24 protein-coding genes are annotated in these 24,203 nt (G+C 54.8%); 15 read left to right on the top strand and 9 right to left on the bottom strand.

The genetic code is table 11. The features are described from left to right. The first annotated feature begins 120 nt into the window (after nt 1-120). A complete protein-coding gene (locus ABJI08_RS09180) occupies nt 121-1,149 on the top strand; it encodes an amidohydrolase family protein (protein WP_348401526.1) in 1,029 nt (342 codons plus the stop codon). A 92-nt stretch (nt 1,150-1,241) separates the two neighbouring features. Here ABJI08_RS09180 and ABJI08_RS09175 read toward each other — a convergent pair whose 3' ends face one another. Beyond that, the gene (locus tag ABJI08_RS09175) at nt 1,242-1,736 is read right to left on the bottom strand and encodes a hypothetical protein (RefSeq protein ID WP_348401525.1); all 495 of its coding nucleotides are present in this window, start codon (nt 1,734-1,736) and stop codon (nt 1,242-1,244) included. A 191-nt stretch (nt 1,737-1,927) separates the two neighbouring features. On the opposite strand from ABJI08_RS09175, the gene ABJI08_RS09170 reads away from it, so the two are divergent. Together ABJI08_RS09170 and ABJI08_RS09165 are read left to right on the top strand one after the other, a co-directional pair. Continuing rightward, nucleotides 1,928-3,562 (top strand): mechanosensitive ion channel domain-containing protein, encoded by a 1,635-nt coding sequence (locus ABJI08_RS09170; protein ID WP_348401524.1) that lies wholly within the window; start codon nt 1,928-1,930, stop codon nt 3,560-3,562. Between the two features lie 48 nt (nt 3,563-3,610). After that, nucleotides 3,611-6,310, top strand: a complete 2,700-nt coding sequence (locus ABJI08_RS09165) for an AsmA-like C-terminal region-containing protein (protein ID WP_348401523.1) — start codon at nt 3,611-3,613, stop codon at nt 6,308-6,310. 6 nt (nt 6,311-6,316) lie between these two features. Here the strand turns inward: ABJI08_RS09165 and ABJI08_RS09160 are convergent, their stop codons facing one another. Genes ABJI08_RS09160 through ABJI08_RS09150 form a run of 3 tightly spaced genes read right to left on the bottom strand, consistent with a single transcriptional unit; the run spans nt 6,317 to nt 9,952 of the window. Continuing rightward, the gene (locus ABJI08_RS09160) at nt 6,317-7,831 is read right to left on the bottom strand and encodes a heme biosynthesis HemY N-terminal domain-containing protein (RefSeq protein ID WP_348401522.1); all 1,515 of its coding nucleotides are present in this window, start codon (nt 7,829-7,831) and stop codon (nt 6,317-6,319) included. Nucleotides 7,832-7,841: 10 nt separating this feature from the next. Next, nucleotides 7,842-9,182: a hypothetical protein gene (locus ABJI08_RS09155; protein WP_348401521.1), complete on the bottom strand. Its 1,341-nt coding sequence runs from the start codon at nt 9,180-9,182 to the stop codon at nt 7,842-7,844. A 47-nt stretch (nt 9,183-9,229) separates the two neighbouring features. Next, entirely contained in the window at nt 9,230-9,952 is a 723-nt protein-coding gene (locus tag ABJI08_RS09150) for a uroporphyrinogen-III synthase (RefSeq protein ID WP_348401520.1), read from the bottom strand. Nucleotides 9,953-10,036: 84 nt separating this feature from the next. Here ABJI08_RS09150 and tsaD point away from each other — a divergent pair, with 84 nt between their 5' ends. The 5 genes from tsaD to ABJI08_RS09125 are packed head-to-tail and all read left to right on the top strand — an operon-like array spanning nt 10,037 to nt 13,226. Continuing rightward, a complete protein-coding gene (gene tsaD / locus ABJI08_RS09145) occupies nt 10,037-11,134 on the top strand; it encodes a tRNA (adenosine(37)-N6)-threonylcarbamoyltransferase complex transferase subunit TsaD (protein WP_348401519.1) in 1,098 nt (365 codons plus the stop codon). Further along, entirely contained in the window at nt 11,131-12,084 is a 954-nt protein-coding gene (locus ABJI08_RS09140; RefSeq protein WP_348401518.1) for an NAD(P)H-dependent glycerol-3-phosphate dehydrogenase, read from the top strand. The genes tsaD and ABJI08_RS09140 overlap by 4 nt, the downstream gene beginning before the upstream one ends. Before the next feature lie 3 nt (nt 12,085-12,087). Next, complete coding sequence (locus ABJI08_RS09135) at nt 12,088-12,363, top strand: YciI family protein (RefSeq protein WP_348401517.1); 276 nt, start codon at nt 12,088-12,090, stop codon at nt 12,361-12,363. Beyond that, entirely contained in the window at nt 12,363-12,782 is a 420-nt protein-coding gene (locus ABJI08_RS09130; protein WP_348401516.1) for an EVE domain-containing protein, read from the top strand. The genes ABJI08_RS09135 and ABJI08_RS09130 overlap by 1 nt, the downstream gene beginning before the upstream one ends. Nucleotides 12,783-12,830: 48 nt before the next feature. Then, the gene (locus ABJI08_RS09125; protein WP_348401515.1) at nt 12,831-13,226 is read left to right on the top strand and encodes a DUF1761 domain-containing protein; all 396 of its coding nucleotides are present in this window, start codon (nt 12,831-12,833) and stop codon (nt 13,224-13,226) included. 237 nt (nt 13,227-13,463) lie between these two features. On the opposite strand, the gene ABJI08_RS09120 is transcribed toward ABJI08_RS09125, so the two are convergent. The 3 genes from ABJI08_RS09120 to ABJI08_RS09110 form a co-directional block, all read right to left on the bottom strand. Continuing rightward, nucleotides 13,464-13,805, bottom strand: coding sequence for a DUF2853 family protein (locus ABJI08_RS09120; RefSeq protein ID WP_348401514.1), 342 nt, complete (start codon nt 13,803-13,805; stop codon nt 13,464-13,466). Nucleotides 13,806-14,092: 287 nt separating this feature from the next. Further along, a complete protein-coding gene (gene ahcY / locus ABJI08_RS09115) occupies nt 14,093-15,481 on the bottom strand; it encodes an adenosylhomocysteinase (protein ID WP_348401513.1) in 1,389 nt (462 codons plus the stop codon). Between the two features lie 75 nt (nt 15,482-15,556). Further along, nucleotides 15,557-15,871, bottom strand: a complete 315-nt coding sequence (locus ABJI08_RS09110; protein ID WP_348401512.1) for a hypothetical protein — start codon at nt 15,869-15,871, stop codon at nt 15,557-15,559. A gap of 271 nt (nt 15,872-16,142) precedes the next feature. Here ABJI08_RS09110 and ABJI08_RS09105 point away from each other — a divergent pair, with 271 nt between their 5' ends. The 3 genes from ABJI08_RS09105 (at nt 16,143) to ABJI08_RS09095 (ending at nt 18,228) form a co-directional block, all read left to right on the top strand. Then, the gene (locus tag ABJI08_RS09105; RefSeq protein WP_348401511.1) at nt 16,143-17,096 is read left to right on the top strand and encodes a glycosyltransferase; all 954 of its coding nucleotides are present in this window, start codon (nt 16,143-16,145) and stop codon (nt 17,094-17,096) included. A gap of 83 nt (nt 17,097-17,179) precedes the next feature. Continuing rightward, on the top strand, nt 17,180-17,743 hold the full coding sequence (locus ABJI08_RS09100) for an HD family hydrolase (RefSeq protein ID WP_348401569.1): 564 nt from the start codon (nt 17,180-17,182) through the stop codon (nt 17,741-17,743). Beyond that, nucleotides 17,740-18,228: a GNAT family N-acetyltransferase gene (locus tag ABJI08_RS09095; RefSeq protein WP_348401510.1), complete on the top strand. Its 489-nt coding sequence runs from the start codon at nt 17,740-17,742 to the stop codon at nt 18,226-18,228. Before ABJI08_RS09100 ends, ABJI08_RS09095 begins: the two co-directional genes overlap by 4 nt. Nucleotides 18,229-18,349: 121 nt before the next feature. On the opposite strand, the gene ABJI08_RS09090 is transcribed toward ABJI08_RS09095, so the two are convergent. Next, nucleotides 18,350-18,904, bottom strand: a complete 555-nt coding sequence (locus ABJI08_RS09090; protein ID WP_348401509.1) for an ActR/PrrA/RegA family redox response regulator transcription factor — start codon at nt 18,902-18,904, stop codon at nt 18,350-18,352. Nucleotides 18,905-18,975: 71 nt separating this feature from the next. Then, complete coding sequence (locus ABJI08_RS09085) at nt 18,976-19,605, bottom strand: SCO family protein (RefSeq protein ID WP_348401508.1); 630 nt, start codon at nt 19,603-19,605, stop codon at nt 18,976-18,978. An 86-nt stretch (nt 19,606-19,691) separates the two neighbouring features. On the opposite strand from ABJI08_RS09085, the gene ABJI08_RS09080 reads away from it, so the two are divergent. From ABJI08_RS09080 to ABJI08_RS09065, 4 genes are all read left to right on the top strand, one after another. Continuing rightward, nucleotides 19,692-21,077: an ActS/PrrB/RegB family redox-sensitive histidine kinase gene (locus tag ABJI08_RS09080; protein WP_348401507.1), complete on the top strand. Its 1,386-nt coding sequence runs from the start codon at nt 19,692-19,694 to the stop codon at nt 21,075-21,077. A gap of 74 nt (nt 21,078-21,151) precedes the next feature. Beyond that, nucleotides 21,152-22,672, top strand: a complete 1,521-nt coding sequence (locus ABJI08_RS09075; RefSeq protein ID WP_348401506.1) for a PAS-domain containing protein — start codon at nt 21,152-21,154, stop codon at nt 22,670-22,672. A gap of 47 nt (nt 22,673-22,719) precedes the next feature. Next, nucleotides 22,720-23,193, top strand: coding sequence for a tRNA (adenosine(37)-N6)-threonylcarbamoyltransferase complex ATPase subunit type 1 TsaE (gene tsaE / locus ABJI08_RS09070; RefSeq protein ID WP_348401505.1), 474 nt, complete (start codon nt 22,720-22,722; stop codon nt 23,191-23,193). Further along, a complete protein-coding gene (locus ABJI08_RS09065) occupies nt 23,190-24,188 on the top strand; it encodes a phosphotransferase (protein ID WP_348401504.1) in 999 nt (332 codons plus the stop codon). The genes tsaE and ABJI08_RS09065 overlap by 4 nt, the downstream gene beginning before the upstream one ends. Nucleotides 24,189-24,203: the final 15 nt, after the last annotated feature.

Here is a 24,203-nt window from a genome sequence, read left to right as displayed (position 1 = left end):
CTTGGCAAAAAACTGATCGAGACCGGGAAAGCTGTCGTGGCCTCTGTTGTGGCCGACCCTAAGACTGATCTAAGGACATTACTCTAACGCCAATCGCCAAATGTATGTAGAGGGCCCATGATGACTGATATTGCCCAACGCGTTGATATGCATTCACATTTTTACGGCGGCGGCTTGCTCGAAACATTGATGTCACGCACCGAACGCCCCTATTTGCGCACCCGTGAAGATGGTGCACTAATGATGGTTGCGATGAATGGCGAATTTGAATTCACCGATCATTATCACGACTATCGCGTCGGATTGAACCTTATGAAAGCTTCCGGGCTGACACATCGGTTGCTCACGTTTCCCGGCGCGCTTGGTGTAGAACTCTTGCCAGCCAACGAAATAGCCGAGGCGATCTCGACCTATAACTCCTTTCTGGCGCAACTCACCGGGGAAACCGATGGCGCGTTGATCGGTCTGGCGGGGGTGCCGTTGGCGGATATGGATTTGGCCTGCGCCGAGGTCATTCGCATTCGGCGCGATCTGGGCCTGCCGGGCATTATTCTACCGTCAAATTACTTTAACTCGCTTACCGAGGCAGACGCGCTGCGCCCGCTGCTGCAAGCCGCCAATGAATATGGCTGCCACATCATGTTGCATCCGGGTTTGAAAGTTGACGAAGACCTGCCGCCGCGCCCTGCCGACAATGTGCAATATCGCCTGTCAGCCGTCGAACTGCAATCCAGTGCCTCGCAAATCGCTTTGACCGTGATCCTGTCCGACATGCTCGAAGAGTTTCCCAATATAACCTTTCAGGTGGTCAATCTGGGCGGCACCTTGCCCTTTATCTTTGAGCGCATCGAAAGCATCGCGCGTCATCGCTCTCCTGATGAACCTTTTCCAACAGATCGCTTGCGGCGCCTTTGGTACGATTGCGCCTCACTCGGCCCGCGCGCCTTAGAGGCTGCGGTGCAGCTGTATGGGGCAGATCGTCTGATGCTGGGGTCTGACTATCCAATCTTCAAGGACGACCCTTATGCACATGCCCTTGTGCCCGCAAACCTGAGCCAGGCGGACAAAGAACAGATTCCGTGGAAAACTGCCCATGGTTTGTTCACCAAACTGGACGCGCTGCGCCAGACAAAGCTGCACGGCAGCTGAGAACTGCCTGTGGCATGCACGTGGCCCTTGATGACTGATGAGGCCCGCTTGTCTTTTATGGGGGACATTTGCATTAGCTGACCCATGCCGTTTCAATCTGCTGGTTTTTCCTGCGCGCCCTGACATTCCTTAAGTTTGGTCAATCCGGCGCTGGAACCGGCAAGGTCAAGCTCTTCCTGACCGCCCTTTTCACCAATGATCGTGACTGAATGCCGTCGCCCAAATTCCGATGCAAATTCTGGATTGTTAAAAAACGCATAGCCGCCGGGCACATCATCCTCGATAACGCCGACAACTGCGCCCTGAAAACGTGAGTCGCCAAAATCGAAAATCACGCTGCCCTTGTCGTCCGCTTCGATCTGTGTCCAACCGGGATTAAAGGCTGACATAAAGGCGCCCTCTTCGTTTGGGACATACCCGATCCGCACCATCGTGCCGCTGTCAAAACTGCGCTGCATAAAGCACCCGTTGCCCGACGCTTCGTCAACTCTGACCACCCAGTCACCAGATTCGCCCCATTCGCTAAAAGGCTGGGCCGCGCATGCGCCACCGACAAGAATAATCAGGCTGGACAGGGTCTTAATCACAGTTCTGCTCCCTTAGGTTATCAATACAAGGACCACTATGACCTCTGCCGATCCAATCGCAAAACGCTTTTGATATTCCGCAAATGCCATACATGTCTTTGACGTATCGCCTTGTATGTGTAGCATCAGTTCTATCAAGGGGAGACGGGCGCATCATCTGATGATTGCGCCTCACAAAAGGGCGAACACAAATGCGGGCCATATTACTGAGCTTAAGTATCTTATTGTTCAGCTGGTTTGGGTTAAATTCGCCGGTCCTGTCACAAGAAAAGTCCGAGGCGGAAGCTTCCGAACAGGTTGAACCGACAGACAGCGTGTACTCGCACCCCGTAATTGTTGATGGAGAGGAATTGTTTGTTGTCCGCGGGTCGACAGCTCTCCCGGCGATTGAACGGGCGGAATCCGTTGCAGAACGTATTATTTCGGTCGCCGAAAGCAGCCAAGCTGAACTGGTCAATGTTGATATTCGGCCGGGAGAACTTGGTCGGATGATCTATGCCGACAACATAATGATAACGGTTACAACAGCCTCTGACGCCGAGTTCGAAGAAATGGACATTGTGGTTTTGTCAGAATTACAGGCCGAGGCGATCCGCAACACCATTCTGATGTACCGGACCAATCGCACAGACGAAGCGTTTGCTCAAAGCACGTTTACAGCGTTCGCGTGGTCAGCCGTTTTTGCAATCTATTGCACCATATTGCTGTTGATGCGCAAACGCGTATCCCGGCTGGTCGCGCGCATTGTAGAACGCCGTTTTCACGTTGTTCAGGCCGCAACTCAGGACGTCCTTCAGGCCAAGGCTGTTTCAAATCTCGTCAAATTCTTTGTACGTGTCTTTCTGGATGTACTGCTGTTTACCGGGTTTTATTATTATCTCAGCTTTGTCCTGCACTCGTTTCCAAACACGAAACCTATCGCCGCGCTGCTGATACGCTATGTGACCGACCCGATTTTGGAATTGATGTTGGGGCTGGTTGGGTATTTGCCTAACCTGATCACGATTGCCATCATCGTCGCAGTGACGCGTTGGATCATCAAAGGTGTAAGGCTGTTCTTTGAGAACCTTGATCAGGGCACAATCACGCTCAAGAATTTTGAACCGCATTGGGTTTGGCCAACGTACAATCTGATCCGCCTGTCGCTGGTTCTGACATGTGCGGTGATTTGTTTTCCCTATATTCCCGGGTCTAATTCTGCTGCATTTCAGGGCCTGACCATTATGGTGGGCGTGATGGTTTCGCTTGGGTCAAACTCTGTAATTTCCAACGTGCTGGCCGGTTTGTTCGTTCTCTATAAACGCAGCATGAATGTCGGGGATCGCATCCGCGTTGGCGAACACTATGGCGATGTCATGCAAATCCGGTTGATGGACACTTACCTGAAATCCGTCAAAAACGAACTGATCAGCATTCCCAACGCAACTCTCGTGTCATCCGAGGTGATCAACTATTCCTCCAAGATCGATGGCAAGGGGCTGTTGTTGCACACCACGGTTGGGATTGGCTACGAAGAGCCGCGCAACAAGGTTGAGGCGATGCTGATCGAAGCCGCTCATCGCACCAACGGGCTTAAGAAATCGCCTGCCCCATTTGTGCTGGTAACCGGGCTGGCAGATTTTGCCATGAATTATCAGATCAACGCCTTTACCACTCGCGGCTCTTCACTGCCGCTGATCTTGTCGGACCTTCACAAACATATTTCGGATGTCTTTAATGAAAATGGCGTTCAGATCATGACCCCATCCTACGAAGCAGACACACCTGAACTTAAGATTGCCGAAACCAATTGGGATGGCGAACTGGCTGGCGCGGACAAAGCGTAGGCCTGCCAAGCCCTTGTATTTGAAGACAGTTTTAGAAAGCAATTGACCATGTCCAAAACAATAATCACCGTCGGAAAATGGATCACGATCCTAGTGATCGTACTGGCAGCGATCGCGTGGCTGGTATTGGCCAGTCCTGTGTTCAGCTCGGTTCGTAAATCTATGGTCGAAACCTTACTGAGCAATCAAATTGGTCAGGCTTTTGAAATATCCGGCGATGTGCGCATTACGCCCCGGCGCATCGCGCGGCTTCATATCAGTGAAGCCCAAATTCCCAGCACAACAATCGACGGCGTAATATTGGCGGAACTTGGGTTGTTGGAACTGGACCTTGACTTGCCCGCCATATTGGCCGGACGCATCGGCCTGGACAATCTGGTGATCGATGGGCTGCAAACCAAATTGATCACCACGCAAGACGGGACAACCAGCTGGGTCAAATCACAAGCCACTCCCGATAAACCCGAAGCCGAAACAGAAAAGGGTGAAGAGAACGAAGGATCGATTCTGACGTTTCTCTCGACCAAGACAATCACATTCACCAACCTTGGTCTGCTGATTGAAAATCAAACATCCGGGTTCACATTTGATTTCGCGCTGGGCAATGCCCAGCTGGAACAACAAGAAGGCGGGCAGCTGGCCACGTTCAAGGGGAAGGGGACAGTCAACGAGGAAGAGTTTGAGTTGACGGGGAATTATCCACGCGACGCTCCTTTCACGCATAACGTTTCATTTGGGCAGATTGAGCTGACGTTCAACGGTGAAACGATCCCCGAAACCGAGGGTGGCGGCTATTTCGCCCAACTCGAACTGGACACCGGTGAAATTGGCGAAATCTTCGACATCTTTGGCCTTAAGCGCAGCATTGAGGGCAACGGTGATCTCAGCGCCAGGATCACCCGCCAACAAGGATTGTTAGCAGTCGAAGGCCTCTCATCAAGGTTTGACCTGAGCGAAGGGCAGGAAATCAATATTTCCGGGGACATCGGAAATGTTCATACCCGCGAAAATGTCGATGTCCGCATCGATGCGCGCCTGCACCCCGAAGGCGCGCCACCGGCCAAAGCGGAATCTCTCAAAGACCTCAAGCTGGCTGGCATCAATACACGCATCGTCAGCGACGCCGACGGTCTGGAGTTTGACGAACTTATCATCCTGACCAACGCGTTTGAACAAGGCCTCGACCGTGTGGGGCCAATCACCATCGGCAAGCTCTACCGATCTCCCGACGAGACCCTTGGTGTGCGTGAAATCACGCTTCAGGTGGGTCCGCTGGAGGACCCCTATGTTACAGCAGCCGGGTCAGTTGGCGATGTTTTCAAGTTCAAAGACGTTTCTTTTGACGGCACATTGTCTGGCCCGTCATCCTTGTTGCTCAAGGCGCTTTCCGAAGAAGACGCCGCCCGGTTCGGACGGGTCAGCGCAGAGTTCGCTATTTCCGACGCCTCGGGCGCTCTGGGCCTGGAACAGCTCAGCGCGCGGGCAGAGGACACTGACCTGTGGTCCTTTGAAGCCGATGTGTCAGCTGAAGACGTCGCCAAACTGGGTAAGGTCATCGCCAGCCTCAATTTCGGCATCTCCGATCCCGAAACCTTCCTGACCGCGCTTCAGGTTGATCCGGTCAAGGTCGGCGCGCTGGATTTGGCGTTGGATGTAAAGACAGAAGGTCCAGACATCGATTTCGCAGCAGCGTTTAAGGCCGGAGGCAGCGACATTTCAACTAACGTCTCGTTTGATCTGTCTCAGGACATCAATGTCATTCGCGGCGCCATCGAAAGTGGCCGGATGCAGCTCGCTGACATTCGCGACGGCACCAAGGCCATCGTCGCAATCTCAAAATCAAACGATGCGCGCAAGTCAGAGGAACCTGAGGAGAAGGCAGAAGAACCTGCCCCCGATGATGGCAAACCTCCACTTCAACCGCTTGTGCTTAAAGACGAAGAACAAGGTCTCCTGAGCCCGAAACGAATTCTGACCAAAACCGATCTCGACATCTCCGTAGAGCTTAAGGAATTTGTGGGCGACAAAGGTGTTTCTTCGATGTCCAGCCGTCTGGTTGCGGATCAGGGTCAGATCGAAGCAGGCCCAATGGAGCTGCATTATGGAAACGGTTTTTTCAAAGTTCACGCCGATATGGATGCCGTGAATAATCCAGAGCTTTTGAATATCGACGGCGCCACCAGCGGCTGGGACTTCGGCAATATTCTGGATGCTGTCGGGCTGGGCATTCAGGCAAGCGGCACATTGGGCGCGAGTTTCGATGTGTCCGGGAATATCACATCTGGCAAGCAATTCGCGCGCTCTCTGGCCGGGTCAGCCTCGGTGAATATGGGCAACGGCAAGATCGCGACAAGCCTTTTGGAGCTGGCCGGGTTGGGCGTTTTTCCGTGGCTGTTCTCACAGGAACGTTCTGCCGGGGAAACCGAAATAGTTTGCGTCAGAGCACCGGTTCGGATCAACGCTGGCCGGGTTGGATTTGATCAGGTTGTCGTCGAAACCCGCAGCGTTCAACTTGTCGCGCGTGGCGAAGTGAACTGGGTGGGTGACACCATTTCCGTGCGCGCAGAACCGCGTCGGGTTGGCAAACCGCTATCGCGCAGCGCATGGCCGATTAGCGTCAGCGGCAAGCTTTCTGATCCAAAATTCAAACCGGATGTCGGCGGGTCGCGCAGCAAACGGGCGGATGGCGCGGATCAGATGCCCGACGATCGCAAACCCTGCGTGCCGGACATCTTTCAGTTAGAGTAAAGGCGCTTATTTCGGTGGCGAGTCCGGCTTTTCTTCGGTCTCGCCAACATCGGTCGCTGTCGCCTCGATGACCTCATCATCCCCGCCGATGCTATCTGCGACGTCTTCATCGACAGCTTCGCTCATCTCTTCGGCCTGATCTTCCAGCGCGCCAACAATCAACGGCAGCATTTCCACACCGGTGCCACTGCGCGCTTCTGCTTCCGGCGGTGCGGTCCAGCTGAGCGTGTCAAAGTGATGGCAATTCTCGCAGGTTGGCACCCATTCGGCATGGATATTGTTGCAGTTGCTGCACACCCATTGCGGCCCACGTGGCGAGGTCAACGCCTTGGCAAGGAACCCCTTGATCACTGCGTCTTTCGCACCCTCGCCGCGTTCGATCGCCGCCATAATGGTCAGCGATCGTTGGGTTGGGTCGTTTTCATACAGATCGCCCAGCGCGCGACGTGCTTCGGGGAAATCCTCAGCCGCGATGTTCAGCTCTGCCATCAACATTCTGGCTTCGGGATGGTCCGGGTTCGCTTTGATCAATGCTTTGAACCGTTTGATGCGTTCGGCTGGCGTTTCATCCGGCGCAATCTCGGCAAAGGCTGCGGCCAGGTCCGGGTGCGCTTGTGCATCCCATGCTTTCTTCAAAAGCCGTGTCGCGTTGCGGGGTTTGCCCTGTTCAATATAGCCACGCGCCGCCATAACCGCGGCCGGAACCAAATCCGGTGACAGCCGGTTCGCCTCAATCGCGCGCTCGCGCATTTCGATTGAGCTGCCCTCTTCCATCACATCTCTGGCTTCGCCCAGCGCCAGGACCGCATCCCGGCGTCGATGCACATCACGTGGCAAAGACCCGTGCTTAAGCTTGGCATTCAGCGTCCCACGTGCCCCGCTCCAGTCTTTGGCGTCGGTTTGAAGACGCAACAACATGTCCTGAACTTCTTCGTGGCGTGGCTTCAGCGCAAACGCCGTTTCCGCCAGCTTCAGCGCAACGTCAGTTTTGCCCTCGGTCAGCTTCTGCTTCATCAACCCGCGTACACCCACAAACCGCGTGCGCTTGTCTTCAAGGAGTGTCTTATAAACCTCCTCAGCTTTGCGCTTGTCGCCGCTCATTTCTGCCGCTTGCGCCGTGATCAGATTGGTCAGCTCGGGCTGCTTCAAATAACGTTCAGCCCGGCGCGCTTTTTCCATCGCCGCACGACCTTCGCCAGACGCCAGTGCCATCAAACCTTCGCTCAGCGCCTGATACCCTTTGCGTTCACGATTGCGGTCGAAATACCGGCTGATCGCGGTTTCATCCCCGTTCAGGAACTTCAACACCGCCACCAAAAGCGCGACCAGCTTGATCGCCACCCACACCAGGACGACAAGCGCAATCAGCGCCAGAACCACTTCGAACGGGCTCAGCGAATATTCGGACCCGGCAAACGTGATCATCACGCCGCCGTCGCTCTCTAACAGGTGAACGGATCCATAGGTCAGACCGGCAATGACGGCGACAAAGGCAAGTATTTTTAGCAACGACCAGAGCATGAAATGACCTTTAGTTGGTGGTCAGGCTTTGTGCCAAATCTTCGGCAGCCTGCGTAGCGGCAAGACGGGTGGCGGCAACAGCTGTCCACTCCGACATAACAGTTTTCGGCCCCTCGGCCAGCGAATCCAGTTCTTCCAGCGCAGCGCTCAGACGCCCTTCGCGCACCGCCGCTTCTACGCGGCTCAGAATGGCGTCGGTATCCGTGCCTTCTTTGGGCTCAACAGACCGCGCACCAAGATGGTTCTTAAAGAAATTCCCCAACTTGCTGCCTTCTGCATCATCCACCTTATCCTCACGCGCTTTGGCAAGCGCAGCGCGGGCGTTGTCCGGATATGTTTCGGCAAGCGCTGCCAAAGTGATCACACCATCATCGGCATATGTTTCCAGCACTTCAGGAACGTCGCGTCCCGTGGCCGATCCAAAATCGACAATCGCAGCGCGATAGGGCGACCCGGAATCCAGCGCAGCCACAATCCGCGTGACTGCTGAGCGCGCCAGCGCAGATTTCGCCGACAAATCCGCCTTGTCCTTCAATTCGGCCGCTTCGGCTTTTTGCGCCGAAACCAATTCCTTCAGGTCTTCGACTTCCCGCTCATAGGCGGCAATTGCCGCAGCGGACAAACCTTCGTTCAATGGGCGCTTTTCAATGTCGGTCAGACGTTGTTCGAACGCCCCCACCCGATCGCCCAGCGCGGACACTTGTGCCTGAAGATCATCTGCCGTCGCCGTCAAAGGCGCCAACGCGGCCGCGGCATCTCGTGCCGCCCCGGCGGTTCCGGCAATCTCTTCCTGACTGGTGCGCAGCGATGTAATCTCGCCCGTTTGCGCGTCAATCTGCTGGCGCAACTCGGCCAAGGCCTGTTCGCTCTTGGCGCCAAATCCCAGCTGATCACCAAAATAAAACGCGACTCCAAACCCAAGCCCGGCTGCAATAACACCCCCCAGAACCAGCGGAACAAATCCACTCTTTCGCGGCTCTTCGGCCTGAACAGGAGCATAAGCCGCACCTGTTTCAGCTATCTCAGGCTGTGGCGTGACCTCTTCGATGTTGTCATGCTCGGGTTCTGCTGGTTCTTCACTACTTAATTCTGCGACATCTTCCGTCACATAATCATCCAGAGCGGCACCAGATTCGGCCGCTTCATCAGTCACTTCTGCATCTGACAGGTCCGGTTCGACTTGCGGTTCCTCGATCTCAATCGGCTCTTCGGCATCCGCCTCATCTTCGTTAGTTTCGTCAGACGCCGAAATTTCTTCAATTATTTCAGCATCTTCGATTTCTTCAACTTTCGGCGTTTCCGCCTCAACCTGATCTTCTGCCGGTTTGTCGGTCTTATCAGATTTACCCAACTGTCGCCCTTTCGAATCCGGTCTAAATATATCCTTCGCCCAATAGCTTAGGCGAGGTCGGTGTTGTCCTCAATGCGGCAGTCTGTATTGAACAAACTTGTCACAACCTTAAGCATTGAATTTGCATCCGGTCGTTCCGCTAAAATCAACGTATCACAATCTATGTCGCGAAATTCATCGGCAACAGCGTGGCTGATTGCCACAATACGCAATGGTGCGCGAAACGGGGCATCGCGGGCAAGCAACTTTGCCGTGCGCGGCGAAAAAACTGGCAATATCACCGGCATATCCTGCGCCAGGACTGTTTTTGCATCAGCATTCAATGCCAAAGCGTTTTGCCGATAAACCACCGCCTCCTGCGTTTCGATGCCACCCTCTGACAATCGCGCAGCAAGATCGCCCCGCGTGTGTTCCCCGCGTATATGTAATAATGGCCCATTAACCTGATCCGCAAACACCCGGGCCGTCAAAGCCTGAACATCGCCGCCCGCTGACACGGCCTGCCAACCCAGCACACTTGCAGCTTTGGCTGTCGCGTCCCCAACGCACCATGCGGGCAAATCGCTCTGCCCCATCGCAGCAACACCATTTCGGGATGTGAACAACACGCCGCGATACCCTTGGATTTTTGGCGGTGACAAATATTCAATCTCCAACAACGGAGAGATCACCAGCCTTGCCTGCACCCCGGCTTGCGAAAGACGCAGGGCAAATTCCTGCGCCGCGGCCTCGGGGCGTGTTATCAAAACAGAAGAGGCAAAGTCATTCATCAAGGCGCCGGGATTGTTTGAACCGTCCTCTGGTGTTACCTGCCGTTAATCAGCGACGCAACGACAAGGATCAGGTTCTGACCGATGACAGGCACTCTTACCATTCTCGGATTGGAAAGCAGCTGCGACGACACAGCCGCCGCCATCGTACGCCAGACCGAAACCGGCGCTCCTGAAATTCTCGCCAATATTGTGCATGGTCAAACCGATCTGCACGCGCCATTTGGGGGCGTGGTTCCGGAAATCGCGGCACGGGCCCATGCGGAAAAGCTGGATTTCTGCGTCGAAGAAGCGCTTGCCGCCTCTGATCTGTCACTACAAGACATAGATGCCATCGCCGTCACCGCCGGACCGGGGCTGATTGGCGGCGTGCTTTCCGGTGTCATGTGCGCCAAAGGGCTGGCCACCGGATTGGGGCTGCCTTTGGTGGGTGTGAACCATCTTGCCGGTCATGCCCTGACCCCGCGTCTGACCGATCAGGCCGCGTTTCCCTATCTGATGCTGTTGGTGTCTGGCGGGCATTGTCAGTTCCTTATCGCGCAGGGTCCGGATAACTTTACGCGTCTTGGCGGCACCATCGATGATGCCCCCGGCGAGGCATTTGACAAAACCGCACGGCTGTTGGGTCTGCCTCAGCCGGGCGGCCCCGCCGTTCAAAAACAGGCGCAAACAGGCGACGCCAAACGGTTCAGGTTCCCGCGTCCTTTGTTGGATCGCCCCGGATGTGACATGTCTTTTTCCGGACTGAAAACGGCTCTGTTGCGTACGCGCGATGCTGTGATTGCGGAGAAAGGCGGGTTGACCCATCAGGATCGCGCCGATCTTTGCGCCGGCTTTCAGGCGGCTGTAGTGGATGTTCTGGCCGAAAAAACCCGCCGCGCCCTGGATCAATACCTGGCCATCTCACCGTCTCAACCGCTTTTGGCCGTGGCCGGGGGTGTTGCTGCAAATACCGCTATTCGGGCAAGGTTAGAGACTGTTTGTGCGGACAATGGCACGATATTCACCGCCCCGCCGCTGGCGCTTTGCACTGACAATGCCGCAATGATCGCCTATGCGGGACTTGAACGGTTCCGGGCAGGTGCGCAAGATGACATGACCCTCGCGGCCCGCCCGCGCTGGCCTTTGGACAAAACCGCGCCTGCATTGCTGGGCGGTGGCAAAAAAGGAGCCAAAGCATGAGCATTGCAGTGATCGGCGCAGGCGCATTTGGCACCGCATTGGCGATTTCCATGGCCCGCGGCGGCGGTGATGTTGCACTTTGGGCACGTGATATTTCATCCCTGCAAGAGACACGTCAAAGTCCGCGCCTGCCCGGCGTCAACTTGCCCGATTCAGTCTCTGTTACAGCTGAACTTGACGAAATTGCACAGGCAGACACATTGCTTTTGTCAGTTCCGATGCAAAGCATGTCCAGCGCCCTGTCACAGATTTCCGCTCCGCTGGATGGCAAATCACTTGTGGCCTGCTGCAAAGGTATCGATCTGGCATCACTGACCGGTCCGGCAGAGGTGTTGCGGCAGAAAAAACCTCTGGCCACAGCCGCTATTCTGACGGGTCCCAGCTTTGCCGCCGACATCGCGCGCGGCCTTCCCACCGCATTAACACTGGCTTGCGAAGACGATGAAATCGGGCAGTCCTTGCAACTACAATTATCCACCCCTGCCCTTCGGCTTTATCGCAGCACGGATGTGGTTGGCGCAGAACTGGGTGGCGCGCTTAAAAATGTCATCGCGATTGCCTGTGGCGCTTGTATCGGACAAGGTATCGGCGACAGCGCCCGCGCCGCGCTTATGACACGGGGATTTGCCGAAATGACCCGCCTCGCGATCCATCTGGGCGCACGCCCGGAAACGCTGGCTGGTCTGTCAGGCATGGGTGATCTTGCGCTGACATGCATGTCGGAACAATCGCGAAACTATCGCTTTGGCCTGTCGCTTGGTCGGCAGGAACCGTTTGATCCCGGTATCACCGTCGAAGGCGCCAAAACCGCCGAGGCAGTGACCCGCCTTTCTCAGCAGGTCGGGCTGGACATGCCTATCTGCAAAATGGTCTATCATCTGTCGACAGGCCAGGTCAGCGTGACCGACGCCATTCGCACACTGTTATCTCGCCCCCTGAAAGAGGAATAAACCATGCGCATTGCCCTTATTGCCAAAGACAAACCCGGCGCTCTCGACATTCGCAAAGCCAACCGCGACGCGCATGTGGCCTATCTGAGGTCCAGCGGCGAGGTGGTCGAAATGGCCGGGCCTTTTCTGGATGATGACGGCAATATGTGCGGATCGCTGATTATTCTCAACGTTCAGGACATGGCCGAGGCCGAAAAATGGGCCGCCAACGACCCCTACAAAGCGGCCGATTTGTTTGCGTCTGTCGAACTGTCTGCCTGGAACAAGGTTCTGGGGTGATGCGCTACTGGCTTTTCAAATCTGAGCCCTCAACCTGGAGCTGGCAAAACCAGCTCGACAAAGGTGAACAGGGCGAAGAATGGGATGGGGTGCGCAATTATCAGGCCCGGAATTTCATGCGTGACATGGCCATCGGGGATCGCGGCTTTTTCTATCACAGCCAGAAAGAGAAATCCGTGGTTGGCATCGTCGAAGTGTGCGCCCAGGCGCATCCTGACAGCACCACCGACGACGACCGTTGGGAATGTGTCGACATAAAAGCCGTCGCGCCCTTTTCAAACCCGGTGTCGCTGGACATGATCAAGCTCGACCCACGTCTGACGGAAATGGTTCTCGTTAAAAACTCCCGATTGTCCGTGCAGCCGGTCAGCGAACAGGAATGGAACGTGATTTGCGAACTGGGTGGCGTCACGCCCTGACCTTAGCGCCATGCTATGGCCCAATCGCTCACGAACAGGAGACCAAGCATGGAAATTCTCAGCGTTGTTGCCGCCGCACTGGCATCCTACATATTTGGCTCAATCTGGTACATGAGCCTCGCGCAGCCCTGGATGCAGGCCGCCGGGGTTGAGGCTGACGAGTCCGGTCGCCCGGTAAATTCAGGCGGCGCTATGATCTATATTCTTGCCTTTGTCTGCGCCCTTGTGGTGGCTGGCATGATGCGCCACATCTTTTCGCTTTCAGGCATCGACACACCCATCAAGGGCCTTATGTCCGGGCTGGGTCTGGGACTGTTTTTGGCAGCCCCCTGGCTAGTGACAAATTACATGTTTGCCGGACGCAGCCGCACGTTGATGTTGATCGATGGCGGCTATTCCACAATCGGATGCACCATCATGGGATTGGTTCTGACGCTGATCTGAACAAAGGTTGGGTGAGTGATAACGGGGGCCCGGCAAAACACCAGAACCCCCGCGCCCCACGTGCTCCCTACTCACCACACGCGAATTCAAATTTAGGTTCCGGCCATCCTAGCCCGTTGATATGACACTAGCGCAAATCGGCGAGTCGCTTCAAATGGCAAGTGTTTACAATGTGATTTGAATTGCAAAACGCCCGATCCAATGGCCGGGCGCTTCATACTGCAACTGTTATGGGCCTCAGCCGTAAACAGATTCTTTTTTGAAATGCTTGGTCAGCATGTAGTAGACAACCGCACGATATTTGTTCCGTTCGCTCCGGCCATATGTCTCGATCACCGAGTTGATACCGTCCATTAGCTCGGCGCCATCCGAAAGCCCCAACTTCTTGATCAGAAAGTTGTTTTTCACGGTGTCCAGCTCGCCTTCTTGCGTGGCAGCAACAGTCGAAGCATCGTCGTTGTAGATCGCCGGACCACACCCAATGGTGACTTTCGTCAGCAGGTCCATATCGGGATCCATCCCGCATTTATTTTTCAGATCATCCGCATATTTGGCGATCAGATCGTCACGTTTGCCCATTATTAAGTCTCCCTTGCGACAGGACATCCCCCGCCCATGACCAAATCCACGGCGGCTCTGACTGGCAGGTTAGACATTCCACCAAACATCACAAAGGGAAAATGCGACGGCGTTTCCCCTTTGGACGCTCATTTGGGAAACAGCAACGTTATGATCAGCCGCCCGTTGCCAATCGTGAACAACTTGGACACTGTCACGTTGATTGGCACAGCGGCGCAGGTCCAACTTCACAAAAAAAGAGTCCAAAGCGCGATGCCCCGGACCCTTTTTGCAAAATTTAAATGCGATCAGTAGCGGTAGTGTTCTGGCTTGAACGGCCCGTCAACCGACACACCGATGTAATCAGCCTGCTCTTTTTGCAGCGATGTCAGCTTGGCACCAATTTTTGCCAGATGCAGCCGGGCGACTTTTTCATCAAGATGTTTGGGCAGGATATAAACGTCGTTCTTATAGTCGTCGCCCTTGGTGAACAGCTCGATCTGCGCCAGCACCTGATTGGTGAACGACGCAGACATCACAAACGAAGGATGCCCGGTCGCATTGCCAAGGTTCAGCAAACGGCCCTCAGACAACAGGATCATGCGGTTGCCGGAAGGCATCTCGATCATGTCCACCTGTTCCTTGATGTTGGTCCATTTGTGGTTTTTCAGATTGGCGACCTGAATTTCATTGTCGAAATGGCCAATATTGCCAACAATCGCCATGTCCTTCATTTCGCGCATGTGCTCGATACGGATCACGTCTTTGTTGCCGGTTGTGGTGATAAAGACATCCGCGCTGGCGACTTCGTCTTCCAGCGTGGTGACTTCAAACCCGTCCATTGCCGCCTGCAACGCGCAGATCGGATCAACTTCAGTCACCTTCACACGGGCACCGGCACCCCGGAGCGACGCTGCCGAGCCTTTGCCGACATCGCCATAACCACAGACAATAGCGACCTTACCGGCCATCATCGTGTCGGTGGCGCGGCGGATACCGTCCACAAGGCTCTCTTTACAGCCGTATTTGTTGTCGAATTTCGACTTGGTCACGCTGTCATTCACGTTGATGGCGGGGAAAGGCAGCTCGCCACGTTTCACCAGGTCATAAAGACGGTGCACACCCGTGGTGGTTTCCTCAGAAACACCCTGGATCTGGTCGCGCATTTTGGTGAACCAACCGGGTGTGGCGGCCATCCGCTTGCGGATCTGCGCGTGGATGGCTTCTTCTTCTTCCGACTGAGGCACGCCCAGAACGCTTTCATCCGCTTCGGCATTGGCCCCAAGCAGAATGTACAGCGTGGCGTCTCCGCCATCGTCCAAAATCAGGTTTGGGCCTTCCGGGAACTGGAACGACTTGTCCAGATAATCCCAATGCTCTTCAAGCGACTGACCCTTGATCGCAAACACAGGCACGCCAGATTTGGCAATTGCGGCTGCCGCATGATCCTGCGTTGAGAAGATGTTGCACGACGCCCAACGCACATCCGCGCCCAGCGCGGTCAGCGTTTCAATCAGAACGGCGGTCTGAATTGTCATGTGCAGTGACCCGACAATCTGAGCACCCTTCAAAGGCTGGCTTTCACCATACTCTTCACGCAGCGCCATCAGGCCCGGCATTTCTGTCTCGGCAATGTCCAGCTCTTTACGGCCGAACTCGGCCAGGTTGATGTCTTTTACGATATAATCGGTCGCCATCGCGCCCAGCTCCTTAAGCAATGTCTCTGTGGTTTGTGCCCAGATAACACTGCAAAGGCGCTTCTTCAATGCTGCCTAGCTTGGGGTGTCTGACAACGTCGCGACAGCTTCGCGCTGAAACCAGTCTGTTCCGGCGGCAACAACGCAGGATACGCCCTGCGGATTGGTTACGATCACCGTGAATGTGCCCGAGTCCTGCGACGACCAGACCTCGACCATGGTTGTGGTGCGCTGCGCTTTTTGCAGGCCACCGGCGGTCAGTGCTTCGGAATATTGAGATTGCAAACGATCCACCACAACGTCCCGCATTGCACAGTTTGCGGCATATGCGGGCGGCGCGGTGGCGGCCATACCAAATAACAGGGCGGATGCGATCACTCTCTTAAACATGACGGTCTCCTTCTCATGACGGCTTCAGTGAGGGGGAGACACGCGGGAGGAAGCATAACGTGCCCCCCTCGCTAAAGATGTCGGTATCGCGCGGCGTGATTTCAAAACACACCAAGTCACATTCACGTCGGCAGCACGCGATCCGTCACTCGAAAACCATGCGCCCCAATTGTGGCTTTTTCTGGGCAAACCGTCATTCTTGTCGTATTGCGTCGTCTGATCCCGTCTTGCATACTGCGCGCGGACGTTATCGAATTCAGGCGCATTGCCAATGTCAGAGCCCACCCCGACACATCGCAAGGCGCTGGTGTTTTGCGTCAACGAACGCGACCTTTCTCTGGCGCTATTTGCATCTCACCGCGCCGCGACGGTCTCTGAAAATCGTGATTTCGACATTTTGATCTGCTCGCTTGATCCGCTGGAAATTCCCGAAGAATTATCCGCGCTCAATATCCGAAATTTGACCCTAAACCTGCAGGAAACGCTCGAGAACGCGGAATTTACAACCTCGTGGCTGGCGCTGGTCGCCTATCTGCGCCTGTGGGTCCCGGACTATTTTCGCGGCACATATGATCGCATACTCTACACTGACGCGGACACATGGGTGGCAACACCTGATCTGACACGTCTGTTTGATCTGGATCTCGGCTGTCATGCCGTCGCGGGTGTGATGGACCGATCCCAGCTTGGCACGCCGGATCAGCCTGTTCTGGATTTTCAGGAATGTCAGATCAATTGTACCAAATATCTCAATTCCGGCGTGCTGCTGATGGATACAGCCCAGTGGCACAAGGCCGGAATTCTGGATCGCGCATTGGCGGCCAAGCACCTGCATCCCAGCTACACCTATCACGATCAGTCCTTGCTGAACCTCGCGCTTCAGGGCGATTTTGCCGAACTCAGCCCGATCTGGAACTGGCAATGGCCCCATTCCCACCCCCGTTTTACGCGCACCATCACCCCCGGCATTCTGCATTTCACCGGCCATCCGAAACCGTGGATTGCCCGCAAAAAGAAAACCACATACGACGCGCATATCATCGAAGCCTATCATCAGTTCTTTCAGGAATTCGACCTGCCTCAACGGTTTCCCACTTCCAGCCCACAAGGGCACCGAAACGGTCTTGTGAACCGCGCCGCATTTGAGGCCAGACAGCTGCTTGACCGTCCCAGGTTGCGCCAGATGATGGCACGTTACCCCGATCCGTGGAAAGCAAAGGTATAGCATTGCCCCCACCGCCCCGCGTCGGCTAACCATGACGTAATACATCGCAAAAGGAATGTTCCGTGGCACGTGCATGGCAACGTATGCTTTCTGGTCGCAGGCTGGATCTGCTTGACCCCACCCCGGTGGACATCGAAATCGAAGACATCGCGCATGGCCTGGCGTTTGTCGCGCGCTGGAATGGTCAGACACAGGGCGAATATGCTTATTCCGTAGCTGAACATTCGCTATTGGTCGTTGATCTGTTTGCCCGCATGTACCCGGCCGCGCCGCCCAAATGGCACTTGGCCGCGCTGTTGCACGACGCCCCGGAATACGTGATTGGCGATATGATATCGCCGGTCAAAGCCGCCGTTGGTCCCGATTATGGTAAGCTGGACGATAAACTGATGGCCGCCATTCACATCCGGTTTGGCCTGCCTGCCGAAACACCCAAGACCATCAAGGCCCAAATCAAGCGCGCCGACCGGGTCAGCGCCTGGATGGAGGCCGTCCAGATCGCCGGGTTTTCAACCAGCGAAGCCAACAAGCTGTTTGGCAAACCAGACCCCAAGATCACCGAAGGACTGACCATTCAGTTGCGCCCACCTTTAGAGGTGCGCGCCGCCTATACCAAACGTCATCATGAATTGCTGGAGCTGCTATGACATTGATTGTCCGACGCGCGGGGTCGCTTGATTGCGGCGCCATGGCAGATCTGCTGAACCAGATCATCGAGATCGGCGGCACCACCGCAATGACCACCCCGATTACCCGGTCGGAACTGTCCTCGTGGATGGCGTCTGATACGGATCAGTCCGCGTGGCACATTGCCGAAGATGACACCGGTGCGCTGCTTGGGTTTCAATGGATCGCTCCGAAAACTGGTTTGCCGGCCGAAGCCTGCGACATTGCGACCTTTGTTCAGGTCGGCCGGACCGGTCTTGGCACCGGATCGGCGCTATTTGACGCAACCCGCGCCGCAGCCCGGCAATTGGGATATGGCTGGATCAACGCCACCATCCGCGCCGACAATTCCAGCGGGTTGGCGTATTATCAAAGTCGTGGGTTTGACAACTATCAGCTCACGCCAAACGTGCCGCTTGGCACCGGTCAGGTCGTGGATCGGGTCAGCAAACGATACAATCTCTGACACATATGTGCGAAACGTTAAGGACCTTGGTGCCCTGGGTGCACCGATGGAATACCGACGCAATACCGGCGTTTTGCCGATAGGCAAAAACACCTTTTTCAGAATAGATTAAGGCCGGTTTTCAGCGCGGCGAACGTTTCGCCAGAATGCGCTGCAATGTCCGGCGATGCATGTTCAGACGCCGCGCCGTTTCGCTCACATTGCGGTCACACAGCTCATAGACCCGCTGGATATGTTCCCAACGCACCCGGTCCGCGCTCATTGGATTTTCCGGAGGCGGAGGAAGCTCTCCTTCGCGGCTCAGCAGGGCATTCATGATGTCGGCAGCGTCTGCTGGCTTGGACAAATAATCCGTCGCGCCAATCTTGACCGCAGCCACCGCCGTCGCAATCGCCCCATAGCCGGTCAGCACAACCACGCGCGAACTTTCGCGTTTCTCGCGAAGCACTTCGACCACATCCAGCCCATTGCCGTCTTCCAGTCTCAGATCAACAACCGCATATGCTGGCGGGCGGGCAGTCGCTATGGCGCTTCCAGCTGCTACAGAAGACGCTGTCTCGACCTCGAAACCCCTTTTTTCCATAGCCTTAGCCAGTCTACGCAGGAACGGTTCGTCATCATCCACTAACAATAGTGACTTGTCCGGTCCAATCTCCCGCAGTTCTGGTTCAGCCATGCACTTGCCCCCATAGATCTATTTCCCAAGTTTTAACTTGGCTCAGGCCCGGGGTCAAACACCGTATCTATTTACATGTTTTCGACAAAGCACCCGACACGCTCTGCCATCTTCTCAGGTGTCACATCCCGTTTGAAGTATTCAACAAACCCATGCTCCGGCAAAGTCAGATAGGTAAATGTCGAATGATCCACCAGATAGAATTCGTCATTTTCATCCGACGAGTCCTGCTTGCGATAATAGGTGCGATAGGCCTGGCTCGCGGCTTTGATCTGTTCGGGTGATCCGGTCAAACCCAACATACGAGGATGCAGATAGTCGGTAAACTCCGCCATCACCTCGGGTGTATCGCGACCCGGATCAATCGTCACCATAACGGGTTGCACCATCACACCCTGAGTCTCAAGGATTTCAACGGCTTCCGCGTTACGGGATGTGTCCATAGGGCAAACATCAGGACAGTAGGTATACCCGAAATAGATCAGCGACGGTTCGGCCAGAACCTCTTTTTCTGTCACCGTCTCGCCAGTCTCGCTCACCAATTCAAACGGACCACCGATAGCAGCTGTTCCGCCTGCGACCTGACCTTGACGACATTGTGCAAACTGATCGCCATCGCCTTTTCCACGCGATACGAACCAAATTCCTGCCAGTGCAATGATCGTGGCAAAAACGGCAATAATGGCGGCTGTACGAGCCATGTGAGCACCTCTGGCAAAGTCATATTGAATGATTGTCATCCGAGACCTAACAATTGATCCGGCAGAGACAAGAGGAAAGGCGCACGATGACGGATTTTTCATCCGAACTTCTTTCAGGGGAGCGGCGCAGCAATTGGATTCGTCTGCGCACGATCATTCTGGTGCGCTGGGTCGCGATTTTTGGTCAGATTGTTGCTCTGGTGATCGCCCAGTTTACATTCGACCTCGAACAGGAATTTGGCCTTTGCTATCTGGCCGTCGGAATATCGGTCATCGGCAATTTGATAGCGATGTTCGTTTTTCCTGAAAACAAGCTGCTCTCTGAAACGGAAAACAGCTTTATGATCCTGTTTGACCTTTTGCAGCTGTGTTTTCTGTTGTTTCTGACCGGCGGGCTGAACAACCCGTTTTCCGTGCTTGTCGTTGGACCCGTGACCATTTCGGCCTCCGTGCTCTCCGTGCGGTCTACTTTGGTGATTGCCACATTGGCCATCGCCTTTGTCACTGTCATGCTCGAATACTATCTGCCATTGCGCAGCCAAGAGTTTTTTATTCTGCGCATTCCCGATGTATTTCTGTTCGGAAACTGGGCCGCGATTGTAATCGCGATCCTTTTCAGCTCGGTCTATTCGCGGCGTGTTGTTTCGGAAATGTCGTCCATGTCCGGCGCCCTTGCCGCCACGCAGATGGCGTTGGCACGTGAACAAAAGCTGACCGATCTTGGCGGCGTGGTGGCTGCTGCCGCGCATGAACTGGGCACACCGTTGGCCACCATCAAACTGGCCAGCGCAGAATTGATGGACGAGCTGGAAGATCGGCCTGAGCTAAAAGAGGACGCGTCGTTGATTCGCGAGCAGGCGGATCGGTGTCGCGACATTCTCAAATCGATGGGGCGCGCCGGCAAAGATGACCTGCAGCTGAAAAAAGCGCATCTCTCGACGATACTTGAAGATGCAGCAGAACCACATCTGATGCGCGACAAGAAAGTAAATTTCGAACATCTTGATCCAGAGCACGCCCCAATGGTTCTCAGACGGCCAGAGATTATTCACGGGCTGCGCAATTTGATCCAAAACGCTGTCGATTTTGCGGAATCTACAGTTTGGATAGAATCAGAATGGACCGAAACAACAGTTTCCGTACGCATAATGGACGACGGCAGCGGATATCCATCGCATTTGATCGGTAGGATTGGCGACCCATTTGTACGACGTCGAAGAACTGAACGGGATCGCCAACAACGCCCGGGATACGAGGGCATGGGTCTTGGGTTATTTATCGCCAAAACCTTGCTGGAACGAACCGGTGCCGAACTAAGTTTTGCCAACGGGTCATACAACTATTCCCCGCGCAAGGACGAGCCGTCACGCACCGGCGCAATCGTCGAAGTGGTCTGGCCAAGGCATCTGATCGATGCGTTGCATGGAGAATTTGCAATTAAAATGGGAGAAAACCCGATCTTATCTGATTAGGCCAAACTGTTAACGCGCTGTTAACCACACCTCTTTCAATCTGTGTCAATATTATTTGGCAAACAGGCGCGCTAATGACCGAGCCCGGGCTTATTCCTTTTCTGATCGCGCCGCTCGCCAGCGCATTTTTGGTCTGCTCTATTCTCTGGCTGATACGGCGGTTGCAGCAGCGCGAAATGGCTCCGCCACCACCATCGGACTCGGCGCCGGACAGGACAGCGATTTACCTGTTCAACGCAGGTGTCTTGACTGATGCAAATACAACCGCGCTCGAAATAGTGACTCAGCATGAAAATCCGGAATTCGGCTGGCATGATTTGACCGAACAGCTTGCCAACCGGTTTCCCAGCTTTCCAACATCTCAAGGAACAGAAAACGGGAACAGCAGCACGGTTTTGCGCGCGCGCGATCCGTCTGATCCAGCTGTTGTCATAATTGATCAATGGGGGAACACCGCGCGCGTTACTTTAGAGCACTCGGCGAATTACGAAGCTTCGCTAGAGAGCCCGACCTGGAAGGCCATTTTCGATGCACCCAATCCGATTTGGCAAACTGATAAAGAAGGGACAATAACCTGGCGCAATGCCGCCTATGACGCGCTGGCCGGTAAGCTTGAAAGAAGTGGTACTCAAGATTGTGCCACAATTTTCGAATTTGATCCAAATACTCAAAGTGGCGAACCCGTTCGAACTGCGGTCACAAATCTTGCAAATGATCGCACCTATTGGTTCGACGTGGCCAAGGTCATTTCTGAAGACCGCATTATGCACTATGCGACGGATGCAAATGCCATTGTGAACGCCGAGATCGCGCAACGCAATTTTGTCCAGACTCTCACAAAAACATTCGCCCAGCTTTCGATTGGATTGGCGATATTTGACCGCAACCGCCAGTTGGCTCTGTTCAATCCCGCCTTGATTGACCTTACGGTTTTGCCTGCCGATTTTCTGTCTTCAAGGCCCAGTTTGCTGTCGTTCTTTGACTGCCTTCGGGAAAAGCGCGTGATGCCTGAGCCAAAAAATTATGCCTCATGGCGCGAACAAATAGCAGAGCTTGTGGTTGCCGCATCCGACGGACGATATGCCGAAACATGGACTTTGCCGTCGGGTCTGACCTATCGCGTTACAGGAAGGCCGCACCCAGATGGGGCAATCGCTTTTCTGTTCGAAGATATCAGCGCTGAAATCTCGTTAACACGGCGATTCAGATCCGATGTAGAACTGGGTCATTCTGTTATTGACGCTCTGGAAAGTGCGGTTGCCGTTTTCTCATCAACCGGCGAACTCAGAATTTGCAATTCGGCATATCGTGCGCTCTGGCTGTCCGATCCGGACACAAGCATTGCCGAATATACGCTTCGCGATGCGTTGCCGCTATGGAAGTCTCACGCCAGGCAATCTGATATTTGGCAAAAACTGCAACATGCCATCATGTCAAACGAGAACCGGTCTGAATGGTCGGAACCTGTCACGCTAAAATCCGGAACCCAGCTTAATATCCGAATTATTCCGTTAGGGCAGGGCGCAACCATGGTCAAATTTTGCGCGGCCAATGTGTCTGGGTATGCTGCTCCGACCCCGGTTCCTGCGGACTAGAGCATTATGGTCCTTGCAGGCGCAGCCCGGACCGGTAATCTTGCGCCATGTCGCGCAAATCGCTGTCTCTTTCTCTGTCTTCACCTGATGCAACCGCCGCTCTCGCCGCGCGGTTTGCCTCTGCATTAGGACCCGGAAATGTTCTTTTGCTTCAGGGCGACATTGGCGCCGGAAAAACCCATTTCGCCCGCGCGTTAATTCAGACATTGCTGACAGTTCCAGAGGACGTCCCGTCACCAACCTTCACGCTGGTCCAGACCTACGACACCCGCTCCGGAGAACTTTGGCATGCCGATCTCTATCGGCTGACATCTCCCGACGAAGTTATTGAACTTGGTCTCGTCGATGCCTTTGAAGAGGCTATTTGCCTTGTTGAATGGCCGGACCGCCTTGCAGACTTATTCCCTGAATCTGCGTTGATGCTCGAATTCGAATTGTCGCAACACGAAGGACATCGATCGCTAAAGTTGAGTTGGTCAAACCCGGGTTGGGATCACATAGTTCGGACAGCAACATCGTGACGCGAAAACTCCAGATAAACGAATTCCTGCACGATTGCGGTTGGTCATCTGCGCGCCGCGCGCCGCTGGCGGGTGACGCCTCAAACCGCAGATACGAGCGATTGACGTTACCGTCTGGCAATCGCGCTGTGCTTATGGACGCCCCGCCCGGCAAAAATGACTCCGTCGACCCGTTTGCAAACATCGCGCAGCATCTGACAAATGCCGGGTTTTCCGCACCTCGCATCTACGCAAAAAGCGCGGAACTGGGCCTTTTGCTGCTGGAAGATTTGGGTGACGCTCTGTTTGCCCGACTTGCAATCGACAATCCCGACCTTGAACTGAGCCTTTATCAGGCAGCAACCGACGTGCTGATCGACCTGCGCAAAGCCCCTGCGCCAACAGGTCTCGTTCTTTTTGATGCAGATCGTCTGACGGGCATGATAGACTTGTTTTTCGATTGGTATATGCGTGGTTGCGGGCTTGAATCCGATGAATACAAAACCTCTGTTTCATCGAGCATTCATGAAATCCTGCGACGCGTCGAGCCGCCCAACCCGGTTTTGATTTTGCGGGATTATCACGCCGAAAACCTGATCTGGTTGCCGGAGAGACATGGCGTTGCACGTGTTGGCCTGCTTGATTTTCAGGACGCGGTCATCGGGCACCCCGCTTACGATCTTGTTTCGCTGCTTCAGGACGCGCGCCGCGATGTTTCTGCGGATCTGGAGCAAAAATTGATGGCGTATTATCTCGACGCCACAGAACTGGACCGCGCTCACTTTGAAACGGCGTATTTTGCCTTGGGGTTGCAGCGGAACATGCGAATCCTCGGAATTTTTGCGCGTCTTTCGAGACTGCAGAGCAAACCCCACTACATCGACTATATTCCTCGGGTCTGGTCTTATCTGACCCGCACCGTTCAACACCCCAGTCTCACACCTGTTCGAGACTTCTTTTTGTCCGAACTTCCGGCGCCAACACCCGCACTCTTACAAAAGCTGAAAGACGCATGATCCAACGCCCCCAAA

Origin of the sequence: Shimia sp. (genome assembly GCF_039969785.1) — a bacterium.
Classification (GTDB): Bacteria; Pseudomonadota; Alphaproteobacteria; order Rhodobacterales; family Rhodobacteraceae; genus Shimia.
Note: the sequence above shows the minus strand (reverse complement) of the source record. Positions and strands in the feature narration are given on the sequence as shown.

Bases quoted from the DNA above. Each gene is read 5' to 3' on its own strand.
- tsaD (WP_348401519.1), top strand. From the start codon at position 10,037: ATGACAGGCACTCTTACCATTCTCGGATTGGAAAGCAGCTGCGACGAC.
- ABJI08_RS09105 (WP_348401511.1), top strand. From the start codon at position 16,143: ATGTCAGAGCCCACCCCGACACATCGCAAGGCGCTGGTGTTTTGCGTC.
- tsaE (WP_348401505.1), top strand. From the start codon at position 22,720: ATGTCGCGCAAATCGCTGTCTCTTTCTCTGTCTTCACCTGATGCAACC.
- ABJI08_RS09140 (WP_348401518.1), top strand. From the start codon at position 11,131: ATGAGCATTGCAGTGATCGGCGCAGGCGCATTTGGCACCGCATTGGCG.
- ABJI08_RS09165 (WP_348401523.1), top strand. From the start codon at position 3,611: ATGTCCAAAACAATAATCACCGTCGGAAAATGGATCACGATCCTAGTG.
- ABJI08_RS09080 (WP_348401507.1), top strand. From the start codon at position 19,692: ATGACGGATTTTTCATCCGAACTTCTTTCAGGGGAGCGGCGCAGCAAT.
- ABJI08_RS09130 (WP_348401516.1), top strand. From the start codon at position 12,363: ATGCGCTACTGGCTTTTCAAATCTGAGCCCTCAACCTGGAGCTGGCAA.
- ABJI08_RS09125 (WP_348401515.1), top strand. From the start codon at position 12,831: ATGGAAATTCTCAGCGTTGTTGCCGCCGCACTGGCATCCTACATATTT.
- ABJI08_RS09090 (WP_348401509.1), bottom strand. From the start codon at position 18,904: ATGGCTGAACCAGAACTGCGGGAGATTGGACCGGACAAGTCACTATTG.
- ABJI08_RS09100 (WP_348401569.1), top strand. From the start codon at position 17,180: ATGCTTTCTGGTCGCAGGCTGGATCTGCTTGACCCCACCCCGGTGGAC.
- ABJI08_RS09110 (WP_348401512.1), bottom strand. From the start codon at position 15,871: ATGTTTAAGAGAGTGATCGCATCCGCCCTGTTATTTGGTATGGCCGCC.
- ABJI08_RS09120 (WP_348401514.1), bottom strand. From the start codon at position 13,805: ATGGGCAAACGTGACGATCTGATCGCCAAATATGCGGATGATCTGAAA.
- ABJI08_RS09095 (WP_348401510.1), top strand. From the start codon at position 17,740: ATGACATTGATTGTCCGACGCGCGGGGTCGCTTGATTGCGGCGCCATG.
- ahcY (WP_348401513.1), bottom strand. From the start codon at position 15,481: ATGGCGACCGATTATATCGTAAAAGACATCAACCTGGCCGAGTTCGGC.
- ABJI08_RS09085 (WP_348401508.1), bottom strand. From the start codon at position 19,605: ATGGCTCGTACAGCCGCCATTATTGCCGTTTTTGCCACGATCATTGCA.
- ABJI08_RS09135 (WP_348401517.1), top strand. From the start codon at position 12,088: ATGCGCATTGCCCTTATTGCCAAAGACAAACCCGGCGCTCTCGACATT.
- ABJI08_RS09160 (WP_348401522.1), bottom strand. From the start codon at position 7,831: ATGCTCTGGTCGTTGCTAAAAATACTTGCCTTTGTCGCCGTCATTGCC.
- ABJI08_RS09150 (WP_348401520.1), bottom strand. From the start codon at position 9,952: ATGAATGACTTTGCCTCTTCTGTTTTGATAACACGCCCCGAGGCCGCG.
- ABJI08_RS09075 (WP_348401506.1), top strand. From the start codon at position 21,152: ATGACCGAGCCCGGGCTTATTCCTTTTCTGATCGCGCCGCTCGCCAGC.
- ABJI08_RS09180 (WP_348401526.1), top strand. From the start codon at position 121: ATGACTGATATTGCCCAACGCGTTGATATGCATTCACATTTTTACGGC.
- ABJI08_RS09170 (WP_348401524.1), top strand. From the start codon at position 1,928: ATGCGGGCCATATTACTGAGCTTAAGTATCTTATTGTTCAGCTGGTTT.